Origin of the sequence: Mobilicoccus caccae, from assembly GCF_030161635.1 — a bacterium.
Lineage (GTDB): Bacteria > Actinomycetota > Actinomycetes > Actinomycetales > Dermatophilaceae > Mobilicoccus > Mobilicoccus caccae.
Genome location: NZ_BSUO01000001.1, coordinates 2789019 through 2799804, shown reverse-complemented (window position 1 = coordinate 2799804; position 10786 = coordinate 2789019). Strand labels below are relative to the sequence as shown.

Annotated in this window: 11 protein-coding genes; all 11 read left to right on the top strand. The window is 70.0% G+C overall.

The genetic code is table 11. The features are described 5' to 3' along the window. The first annotated feature begins 64 nt into the window (after positions 1-64). The 11 genes from QQK49_RS13755 to QQK49_RS13710 all read left to right on the top strand — a co-directional run bounded on the left by QQK49_RS13755 (position 65) and on the right by QQK49_RS13710 (position 10445). On the top strand, positions 65-508 hold the full coding sequence (locus tag QQK49_RS13755) for a DUF2243 domain-containing protein (protein ID WP_284304414.1): 444 nt from the start codon (positions 65-67) through the stop codon (positions 506-508). Positions 509-577: 69 nt separating this feature from the next. Beyond that, positions 578-1375, top strand: coding sequence for a cytochrome c oxidase assembly protein (locus tag QQK49_RS13750; protein WP_284304413.1), 798 nt, complete (start codon positions 578-580; stop codon positions 1373-1375). 127 nt (positions 1376-1502) lie between these two features. After that, on the top strand, positions 1503-1805 hold the full coding sequence (locus QQK49_RS13745; RefSeq protein WP_284304412.1) for a hypothetical protein: 303 nt from the start codon (positions 1503-1505) through the stop codon (positions 1803-1805). A gap of 56 nt (positions 1806-1861) precedes the next feature. After that, positions 1862-3508, top strand: coding sequence for an ATP-binding protein (locus tag QQK49_RS13740; RefSeq protein WP_284304411.1), 1647 nt, complete (start codon positions 1862-1864; stop codon positions 3506-3508). Further along, positions 3414-4772, top strand: a complete 1359-nt coding sequence (locus QQK49_RS13735) for a helix-turn-helix transcriptional regulator (protein WP_284304410.1) — start codon at positions 3414-3416, stop codon at positions 4770-4772. Before QQK49_RS13740 ends, QQK49_RS13735 begins: the two co-directional genes overlap by 95 nt. 73 nt (positions 4773-4845) lie before the next feature. Continuing rightward, positions 4846-5736 carry a 16S rRNA (adenine(1518)-N(6)/adenine(1519)-N(6))-dimethyltransferase RsmA gene (gene rsmA, locus QQK49_RS13730; protein WP_284304409.1) on the top strand — a complete coding sequence of 297 codons (891 nt, stop codon included), beginning with the start codon at positions 4846-4848 and terminating at the stop codon, positions 5734-5736. 442 nt (positions 5737-6178) lie between these two features. After that, positions 6179-6850 (top strand): hypothetical protein, encoded by a 672-nt coding sequence (locus QQK49_RS13725; RefSeq protein ID WP_284304408.1) that lies wholly within the window; start codon positions 6179-6181, stop codon positions 6848-6850. A 28-nt stretch (positions 6851-6878) separates the two neighbouring features. Next, a complete protein-coding gene (locus QQK49_RS13720; protein WP_284304407.1) occupies positions 6879-7481 on the top strand; it encodes a hypothetical protein in 603 nt (200 codons plus the stop codon). Positions 7482-7667: 186 nt separating this feature from the next. Beyond that, entirely contained in the window at positions 7668-8108 is a 441-nt protein-coding gene (locus QQK49_RS22855) for a hypothetical protein (RefSeq protein ID WP_348536276.1), read from the top strand. Continuing rightward, complete coding sequence (locus tag QQK49_RS13715) at positions 7991-8605, top strand: hypothetical protein (protein WP_348536189.1); 615 nt, start codon at positions 7991-7993, stop codon at positions 8603-8605. Before QQK49_RS22855 ends, QQK49_RS13715 begins: the two co-directional genes overlap by 118 nt. 46 nt (positions 8606-8651) lie before the next feature. Then, positions 8652-10445 carry an ABC-F family ATP-binding cassette domain-containing protein gene (locus tag QQK49_RS13710; RefSeq protein WP_284304406.1) on the top strand — a complete coding sequence of 598 codons (1794 nt, stop codon included), beginning with the start codon at positions 8652-8654 and terminating at the stop codon, positions 10443-10445. Positions 10446-10786: the final 341 nt, after the last annotated feature.

Below are 10786 nucleotides of genomic sequence, written 5' to 3'. Positions count from 1 at the left end.
GCAACCGGAGGGTGCGCGCGAGTTCCGCTGCGGCGGATCAGGTCTCGGCCCTAGGGTGTCCGGTATGGGTGACTCCGTCGCAACGTCACGCACGCTCGATCGGCGGCTTCTGCTCTCCGGTGTCCTGTTCGGCATCGGGGTGGCGGCGTTCGTCGACGAGGCCGTCCTCCATCAACTCCTGCATTGGCACCACTTCTACGATCTGTCCACCACGCGGGTCGGGCTCGTCTCCGACGGGCTGTTCCACGCCTTCGGATGGTTCGCCGCGGTCGCCGGGTTGTTCCTGCTGACCGACGTGCGCCGACGAGGCGGAGCCGGTGTGGCGCGGTGGTGGCCCGCCGTCCTCATCGGCGCCGGCGGGTTCCAGTTCTTCGACGGGACGATCAACCACAAGCTCCTGCGCGTCCACCAGATCAGATACGCCGAGATCCCGATCTCGACGCCCGGGGGATGGGTCCCTATCCGCCGGTGGACAACCTCGTCGTCTACGACGTCGTCTGGCTCGTGATCGCGGTGCTGCTCATCGTCGTCGGTACGTGGGTGTGGCGCCGGGGGACGGCGAGACGGCGGGCGAGCCGTGCCTCATCATGACGCCGGAGCATCCGTCGAGGTCACGGCGGTCGTGGTCGGCGGGGCGGTCGTCTGCTTCCTCGCCGCCTATCTCTGGGGCGTGACCTGGGCCGCACGACGACGCCGCCGGTGGCCGGCATGGCGCACGGCGTCCGCGGTGGCCGGCGTGATCCTCGTCCTCGTGGCGGTCGGGCCCGTGGGGGTGGCCGGCCATCACGACTTCGTCGCCCACATGTGGGGACACCTCCTGCTCGGGATGCTCGCGCCACTCCTCCTCGTCCTCTCGGCCCCGGTCACCTGTGCGCTGAGGGCGCTGCCCGTCTCCGGCGCGCGGCGGCTCTCGGCGGTGCTGGGCAGCGTGCCGGTGCGCGTCGTCACCCACCCCGTGACCGCGGCCACGCTGAACATCGGCGGACTCTGGTTGCTGTACACCACGCCCCTGCACGGCTGGATGCACTCCTCGACCGCCGTGCACGTGCTCGTCCACGCGCATGTCCTCCTCGCGGGATGGGTGTTCGCCGCCTCGATCCTGCAGGCCGACCCCACCCGGCACCCCGTGGGACACCCTGCCCGCGCGGTCGTGCTCGTCGCCTTCCTGGCCCTGCACGCGATCCTCGCCAAGCACGTGTACGCCCATCCGCCCCTGGGTGTCCCGGCCATCGAGGCGCAGGAAGGGGCGCAACTCATGTACTACGGGGGCGACTACATCGATCTCGTCCTCATCGTGCTCTTCTGCCTCGACTGGTACCGACGCTCCGCACCCACGACGTCGACCCGGGGGCGGCGGGCCGCCGGTGTCGCATGAGCCTGAGGTACCTCAGGGTCGAGGACGCCGAGGATCTCCGGCAGAGATAGGGCGATCGGCGCAGGCGCCCGCCTACCTCAGCGGCGGAACGTGAGTGGTGTCCGAACGACCACTCGAGGAGGGCACCATGTCCATCATCGGAGACCCGCTGTTCATCGCCGCCGAGCGCGAATACCGCTTCCAGACACTGTCCGTCGGTTACCGGACCGACGGGTGGCGTGCCCCGAGTCGCACGGCAGACGTCCTCGGTCGACTGCGCCGACTGCTGGCCGGCCTGCGCACCGCACCCGCACGTCAGCCGCAGGAGAACCCGACGCCGAGCAGCGCGGACGTCCTCGCTCATCCCGCCGCGGCACCTGGTGTAGCCCTTTCAGCCCGTGGTGAGACGCCGGGCGGCGCGGACCGCGCCGATCATCGCCTCGCGTCCTGACCGGGGTGAACGTCGAGGCCCTGACGGCCGTCGCCCCGCCTGACACAATCCTCCCCATGGAGGCACAGGTGCGGCTGCACGGGCGTGACGAGCTCATCGAGCACGTCGTGACAACCGTCGACCCGCCACGAGCACCCGGAGCATCCGTACTGCTCGAAGGTGACGCGGGCGTCGGCAAGACGGCCCTCATCGAGGTGGTCGCCGCGCGGGTCGGCCGCCGCCGTCGTCTCCTCGTCGGACACTGCGTCGGCGAGGTCGCCGGCACCCTGTCCTACCTGCCGTTCGTCGAGGCGTTCGGGCGCCTCGACGCCGCCGAGCCCGACACCGTGGACGGCCTCGTCGAGGCCTATCCCTCCCTCGCCGCGTTCCTCCCGCGACGCGCGGTGGCCGAGGGCGACGAAGGGGACTGGAGCCGGATCGTCGAGGCCGTCCACGGCGGGCTCGAACTCCTTGCGGAGCGGCAGCCGACCCTGCTCGTCGTGGAGGACATCCACTGGGCCGACGAGTCGACGCGCGAACTCCTCACCCTGCTCTTCACCCGCGGATTCGCCGGGCCCGTCTCGGTCCTCGCGTCGTATCGCAGTGACGACCTGCACCGCCGGCATCCGCTGCGATCGTCGCTGGCGGTGTGGTCGCGGCTCAGGGTCGCGCGCGTGGAGGTGCCGCCCCTGGCGGAGGAGGCCATGCGGGCGCTCGTGCAGGAGGCCGACGACCGGCTCGACGAGGACACCGTCGCCGACATCGTGGGGCGCTCCGGCGGCAACGCCTTCTTCGCCGAGGAGATGGTCGCCGCGGTCGGGACGGGAACCAGCGATGATCTCGGCCGCCTTCTCCTGCGCCGCCTCGACGCACTGGGGGAGGACGCGCAGGACGTCGTCCGCCGTGCCGCCGTCGTCGGACGGCGGGTCGGTCATCACCTGCTGCTCGCCAGCACCGGCATCGACGCCGCGCACCTCGACCGGTTGCTGCGCGAGATCGTCGACCACCACATCCTCGAACCGACCCGCGACGGCGGGTACATCTTCCGCCACGCGCTCCTCGCGGAGGCCGTCTACGACGATCTGCTGCCGGGTGAGATCGTGCGCCACCACTGCGCGTGCGCCGACGCCCTGCGACGACAGCCCGAGCTGGGCACCCACGCCGACCTGGCCCGCCACGCGATCGCCGCCCACGACACCGACCTCGCGATCGACAGCTCCGAGGCGGCGGGACGGGCCGCCGGTCGGATGGGTGGCCCGGCTGAGGCGCTGCGGCACTTCGAGAACGCCCTGAGTCTGATGGCGGACGACGACGAACGGGTGCACCGACTCACGATGGAGGCCGCCGCGGCGGCCATCGCCTCCGGTCGCGTGGCTGTGGCGCTGAGTCGCCTGCGGGCGGGTCTCCGGAGACGCGACGCCACGCCACGCGAGCGCGCCGAACTCCTCGCCCGCCTCGCAGGTGCCCTGCACTTCAGCGACGAGTCCACCGACCGGGTCGCGATCGTCGACGAGGCGCTCGCGCTGCTGCCGCCGTCGGAGGACGGTGAGGACGACCTGAGGGTCGACCTGCTGACTCGCCGGATCGAGGCGTTGTGGCACGTCGGCCGGGCGGAGGAGGTGCTCGTCCATGCCGAGGAGATCGGCCGCCGGGGGCCTCCTCGACGGGCGGCGACACCTGCGCACCGAGATCGACGCCATCATCGCCAAGGCGCGTTCCCATGAGACCGACGGCGGGGCCTCGCTCACCGCGATCGGCAAGGTCGTCGACGACTGGGGCGAGGAGGTCGACACGGCGCTGCTCCGCGCGAGGTACACCCTCGGTCAGATCCTCTATCGGCAAGGCGCCGTGCGCGAGGCGCTCGATGCGCACCTGACCACCGTCGCCATCGCGGAGCGAGCGGGGTTCCAAGGGTCTCCGTACGCGACGAATGCGCGGGCGCTGGCCGTCCTGTGCGCCTACGAGATCGGGGACTGGGATCGCGCGGCCGAGCTCGCCGCCCACGGCGCGGAGCTCTCGGAGGAGGCCGCCGCCCCTCTCGACGCTGCGGCATCGTTGCTGCATGCCGGCCGTGGCGGACGTCGGGCCATCAAGATCTTCCGATGTCTGCGCAGCCAGTGGGAGTTCGACCGCTCGACGGTGGTGCAGTCGGGAGTGGCGGCCCTCGATGCCCACGGCTGGTCCGGTGACCTGGACGGGGCCCGAGCGTTGCGCCGCGACGTCGTCACGTATCTGCGACGGATCGAGGAGCAGGCGCAGGTGATGGTCGAGGTCCGGCTCGACGCCCTGCTGCTCGGGCACCTGGCCACGCGGGCCCACCTGGCCGGTGCCGACGAGCGGGCGGCTCTGCTCGAGGAGGGCGAGGAGCTGCTCGGTGAGGCGCTCTCGGTGTGGGACTCCGAGCCGGGTCTGCCTCCGAAGACCACGGAGGCCCGGGCCTGGGAGTCGCGCGCCCGCGCCGAACACGCGCATCTTCGGTGGCGGGCGGGGGAGAGTGTCGACCTCAACTCGCTCGTCGGCGAGTTCAGTACCTGCGCGGGGCTGTTCGCGAGCAGGGGGGACCGGTACGAGGAGTCGCGCTGCCGTTCCCGACTCGCCTCGGTGCTCACCGCGGCAGGACGTGGGGACGAGGCGGACCGCGAACGTGACGCCGCGATCGAGACGGCCCGGGCTCTTGGCGCCGCGCCGCTGGCCGCCGAACTCGGGAGCGCCGTGGCGGGAGTGGCCGGCGGGTCGACCGCGGGATCCCCGGTGCCGAGCCCGTCCCACCCCGAGACGCCGCGGCGCGTGGTCGTGCAGCTCACGCCGCGCGAGCACGAGGTGCTCACCCTCGTCGCGCGTGGCCGGAGCAACGGTGAGGTGGGGCGAGAACTGTTCATCTCCACCAAGACCGTGAGCGTGCACGTGTCGAACATCCTGGCCAAACTCGGCGCGTCCGGGCGTGGCGAGGCCGTGGCCCTGGCACGCGACCTCGGGCTGCTCGAGTAGGTGGGTTCCAGGCGGCGGCCGCTCCGGCGGTGCCGGTGCCGATCCGCGCCCCCGCTCGCCTAGGCTGACCCCCATGACCAGCGACTCCGCACCCGAGACGAGCGGGCTGCTCGGCGCGGGGGCGGTGCGTGGACTCGCCACCGAGCTCGGTCTACGACCCACCAAGCAGTGGGGGCAGAACTTCGTCGTCGACGCGAACACGGTGCGCCGCATCGTGCGGTTGGCGGGGGTCGGCGCCGACGACGTCGTCGTCGAGGTGGGGCCGGGGCTCGGCTCGTTGACCCTGGCGCTCCTGCCCGAGGTGTCACGCGTGTTCGCCGTCGAGGTCGACCCGGTGCTCGCCGGCCGGCTTGCCCAGACCGTCGCGGAGTTCGCCCCGCGGCACATCGACGCGCTGGAGGTGATCCACCAGGACGCCCTCACCGTGGACACGTTGCCGGTGGAGCCCACGGCGTTGGTCGCCAACCTCCCCTACAACGTGTCGGTCCCGGTCATCCTGCGGTTCCTCGAGCGGTTCGCGAGCATCCGGCGCGTGCTGGTCATGGTGCAGTTGGAGGTCGCCGAACGGCTGTGTGCCGCACCGGGTTCCAAGACCTACGGGGTGCCCAGCGTCAAGGCCGCCTGGTATGGGCGTGCCCGGCTCGTCGGCACGGTCGGCCGGTCGGTGTTCTGGCCCGCGCCCAACGTGGACTCGGGCCTCGTCGAGATCGTCCGTGGTGACCCGCCGACGGCCGAGGTCGCGCGTGAGCAGGTCTTCCGTGTGGTCGACGCGGCCTTCGCGCAACGACGCAAGACGTTGCGTGCCGCGTTGTCGGGGATCGCCGGGGGAGCGCCGGCCGCCGAGGCGGCGCTCGTCGCGGCCGACATCGACCCACGGACCCGCGGGGAGCAGCTCGACGTCACGGCTTTCACCCGCCTCGCCGCGGCGCTGACCGGAATCCAGGATCCCGACCTTCACGAGTGAGCGCATCCGGGAGGAATATCCGGAGTCCGCTTTCCGGTGCGGGGTGGAGTGGCACCTGCCGAAGAAGTGGACTGCCGGTGAATTGTGCGCGACCTGCGGTATCGCCACCCGAAGAATTGCTGGCGAATGCTGGCTGTGACGACCGTCACGGAATGCATGCTCGACGTCGCACATGTCTGCAAATATGCAGGTAGGGGCGGGTCTGGCCGGGTGGGGGCATGGCAGCATCGACCGATTCCGGTCTCGCCGGCCCTCGTAGCGACATGTGTGGTTCTTGACCGCCGACTGAGTGCCGGATAACTCCACCGCTACTCGGGGGTAATCAACCGGGTGATTCTGTCAACTCGCACGACTTCTCGACCTTCATCGGTATTCATCGTGGTCGACGGAGTCGTATTCGGTATGCCCGGACACGGCTACCGATATCCATGGAGGAATTGCGATGATCTCTGCTCCGATGCGCCGCGGCGGTGTGGCATTGGCCGCGGCCGCGCTGCTGGCCACACCGACGACGGCGGCCTTCGCCGCCGCGGACCCGACTCCGGGCACCTACCCGGACGGTTCGGGCACCGTGACCGACATCTACCCGGACACGCCCAAGGTCAACCCGAAGCTCCCGATCGTGGAGACGACCCGCAAGAGCGACCACATCAAGCCGAACATCCTCAACGCGCGCCCGGTGTGCAACGCCTGGGAGGACTACCGCACCGTCGTCTACGAAGTGAAGGACGACTTCCAGCCGATCGGGTCGATCGAGACGAAGAACACGACGGCTTCGCCGATCAACCTGTCCCAGACGCTCTCCAAGACGCAGACGATCACGGCGACCGTCAGTGGTGACGTCGGCGGGTCGTTCTCCGGGGTGACGGCCAAGATCAGCGGCAGCATCTCCTACTCCCTCGCCTGGACCGTGGGTCAGACGATCGGCCCGTACTCGGTGCCCGTGGGGCACACCGGTAAGGCCAACTACGGCTTCCGCACCGTGTCGTTCAAGGGCACGCAGCAGCGGTGCCTCATCAACGGCACGTGGTCGAACCCGTGGTCCTACACGGGCAAGGCGCCGCTGTCGAACGCCGTCGAGGTCAAGCTCTACAAGAACAACGCCGACGCCTGAGTCCCGCCGATCCACCAGGAGAAACACCATGAGCATCATCTCTTCCGGTTCCGCTCGCGGCCTGCGTGTCGCGGCTGTGGCGTCCGGTCTGGCCCTCGCGGGGTCGCTCGGCGTCGCGGGTCCGGCGGCCCACGCGGCCCCGGGCGATCACGACCTGGCCGTGTCCTACTCGGTGTCGTCGTTGAAGGCGGAGGGCGCGGCCGGACTGGTCGCGATCAACCTGAAGAACGTCGGTAGCCAGCGCTACTTCGCTGAGTACCCGATCATCGGTTTCGACGTGAAGGTCGTCACGGTGAAGGGCCCGGAGGGTGTGGACCGTGTCATCACGCCGTCGTCGGCGAACGGTGCCCACGTCCGTGACCTGGGGTTCGACACGGCCACGTCGACCCGTACGTTCCGCTACACCTTGGCCAATCCGATCAACGCGAAGCAGAAGGCGTACCTGGGCACGTTGAGCTTCGGTGACGGCCTGACGAGCGAGGGTCGTCTGGTGCAGAAGATCGTCACGACCCAGCTCACTCACCTTGAGGGTGAGACCCCGGGCGCGAACGACCAGAACGTCGACTCGACGCAGAACGGCAACACGGTCAGCGACTTCGGCAGCACGAAGACGGTCACCGGTCGTTTCTGATCCGACCAGAGGCTCCGCCTCCCGGCCCACGGCCCGGGGGCGGAGCCTCGTCCGTGTCGAGAGGGGCGCACGGCCGCAGCAACCCACCCGGCAGAGCACGACCGCGAAGGGGTGTCGGCGGAGTTGCTCCACGGAGCGGGTCTGCTCACGCGCAGCGGGGTGGCGTAGCGGCGTTAGTGTGACCTCATGATCTCCTCGTTGGTCGGTAGGCGTGGCGTCACCGTTCGGGTGCCCGCGAAGATCAACCTCGAGCTTCGGGTGGGGCCGTTGCGGCCGGATGGGTACCACGATCTGGCGACGGTGTTCCATGCGGTGGATCTGGTGGATCACGTCACGGTGCGTCGGTCGCAGGACTGGCGGGTGACGGTGGCGGGGGTCGACGCGGACGGCGTGCCGATCGACGACTCGAATCTGGCGTTGGCGGCGGCGAGACTGCTGGCGCAGGCGTACCCGGATGAGGCGGAGCCGGTGCACCTGCATATCGACAAGCAGATTCCGGTGGCCGGGGGATGGCCGGTGGGTCGGCGGACGCGGCCGCCGCGCTGTTGGCGTGTGACACGTTGTGGGGTGTCGGTCTGGGCGTCGAGGGGTTGCACGAGTACGCGGCCAGGTTGGGTAGTGACGTGAACTTCGCGCTGATCGGGGGGACGGCCCTGGGGACGGGGCGGGGTGAGAACGTGTGTGCCGCGCTCACGAGTGGCCGGTACGAATGGGTGGTCGTGCAGGCCGACGGTGGGTTGTCGACCCCGGCGGTGTTCCGCGAACTCGACCGCATCCGTGAGGGGCAGCAGGTGCCGGCGCCCGAGTCGTCGGCCGAGATGTTGGCGGCGTTGCGGGCCGGTGAGTCCGCGGCCGTGGCGGCGCGGTTGGACAACGACCTGGAGGAGGCGGCGTTCTCGCTCCGGCCCGAACTGCGCAGCGTCCGTGACGCGGGTCTGATGCTGGGGGCCCTCGGTGGTCTGGTGTCCGGATCCGGTCCGACCATCGCCTTTCTCGCCTCGGACGCGAACTCCGCGAACGACCTGGCCGCCGCGCTCGTCAACTCCGGTGCGGCGACGCGCGTGCACACGGCGCGTGGTCCCGTTTCGGGCGCGACGGTCGTCGAGTGCGAAGATCGCCCCTGACTCACGAGACATCCGCGCCCGCCGGCGCGAGGCGAGAAGGGCACTGATGGCAGCGCATCTGCTGGGAGCCGAAGGGCTGCACCTGGAGTATCCGACGAAGGTCGTGTTCGACTCGCTCACCCTCGGACTCGAAGAGGGTGACCGGATCGGCATCGTCGGTCGCAACGGCGACGGCAAGACGAGCCTGCTCGGGATGCTGTCGGGGCGTATCGAGCCGCAGGCCGGGCGGGTGACGCGCCGCAGCGGGGTGCGGTTCGGTGTGCTCGACCAGCGTGACGACCTCGACTCCGACTCCACGGTGGGGCAGGTCGTCGTCGGTGAGCGGGCCGAGCACGAGTGGGCCGGTGACGCCCGGATCCGTGACGTCATCGACGGGCTCGCGGCCGACGTGCCCTGGGATGCCCGCATCGGTGACCTCAGCGGCGGGCAGCGGCGACGCGTTGCGCTCGCCGCTCTCCTCGTGGAGGACTGGGACATCGTCGCCCTCGACGAGCCGACCAACCACCTCGACGTCGAGGGCATCGCCTGGCTCGCGGATCACCTCAAGAAGCGGTGGCCGAGGAACACCGGCGGCCTGCTCGTCATCACCCACGACAGGTGGTTCCTCGACGAGATCTGCACGGAGACCTGGGAGGTGCACGACGGCATCGTCGAACCCTTCGAGGGTGGCTACGCCGCGTACGTGCTGCAGCGGGTCGAGCGCGACCGGATCCTCGCGGCCACCGAGACCAAACGCCAGAACCTCATGCGCAAGGAGCTCGCCTGGCTGCGTCGCGGCGCCCCGGCCCGCACCTCCAAGCCCAAGTTCCGCATCGAGGCGGCCAATCAGCTCATCGAGGACGTGCCGCCGGTGCGCAACCCGATCGAACTGCAGCGCCTGGCCGTGGCCCGGCTCGGCAAGGACGTCGTCGATCTCGAGGGTGTGTCGGTCTCCTACGGCGACAAGGAGGTGCTGCGCGACGTCACCTGGCGGATCGGGCCGGGTGATCGCACCGGCATCCTCGGCGCGAACGGGGCCGGCAAGTCGACGCTGCTCGGTCTCGTGTGCGGCACCCTGCAACCGACCGAAGGGCGCGTCAAGCGCGGCAAGACGGTGCGGATCGGGATGCTCGACCAGCAGTTCTCCCAGTTGGAGGACATCAAGAGCGACCGGGTGCGTGAGGTGCTCGCGCGCACGAAGACGACGTTCACCATCGACGGCAAGGACCACACGCCGGCACAGCTCCTGGAGCGGCTCGGCTTCGCGCGCGAGCACCTGTCCGCGCGGGTGGGCGAGCTCTCCGGTGGCCAGAAGCGGCGCCTGCAACTGCTGATGTTGTTGTTGAGCGAGCCCAACGTCATCGTCCTCGACGAACCCACCAACGACGTCGACGCCGACATGCTCGCCGCCACCGAGGACCTGCTCGACTCCTGGCCGGCCACGCTCATCGTCGTCTCGCACGACCGGTACCTGCTCGAACGCGTCACCGACCAGCAGTACGCGATCCTCGACGGCAGGCTGCGCCACGTGCCCGGCGGTGTCGAGGAGTACCTGCGCCTGCGGGATGCCCAGCGCCGGCGGACGGCCGCGCCGACGACCGGGTCCTCGACGACCGGGGCAGGCTCGGATGCCGCGGTGTCCGGCGCGGATCGCCGGGCGGCGCAGAAGGAGCTCAACGCCGTCGACCGGCGGATGAGCAAGCTGACCGCCGGCATCGACAAGGTGCACGAGCGCATGGCCGCACATGACCAGAGCGACTTCGAGGGCCTGCGCCGCCACTCCGAGGACCTGCGGGCACTGGAGTCCGAACTCGCCGAACTCGAAGAACGCTGGCTGGAGCTGTCCGAAGTCGTCGAGTGAGCGTGGTGGGCCGGTGGCGGAAGAACAACACCGACGACATCGACCCTCGGTTCCGATGCGTCGACCTGCGGTTTCGTGGTGCTGGGCGTCGTCCATGTTGTCGGTGTTGTTCTTCGATCTCGGCCATACGGAACTCGACGGTGGCGCGGGGCACTGCCGGTGTGACGCGCGCCACCCGGAGCGGCTCTGCGCCCTGGTGATGTGACAGCTCGGCCCGTCACGGGTGTCTCTGGACGAGCGCGATGCGCGGACAACCTCCAGGATCGACAGTGAGCAACAGGATCCACACGAACGGAGACGGTCTTGATGAACATCCCTGAACACCGGGGGTCCTTGAGCGC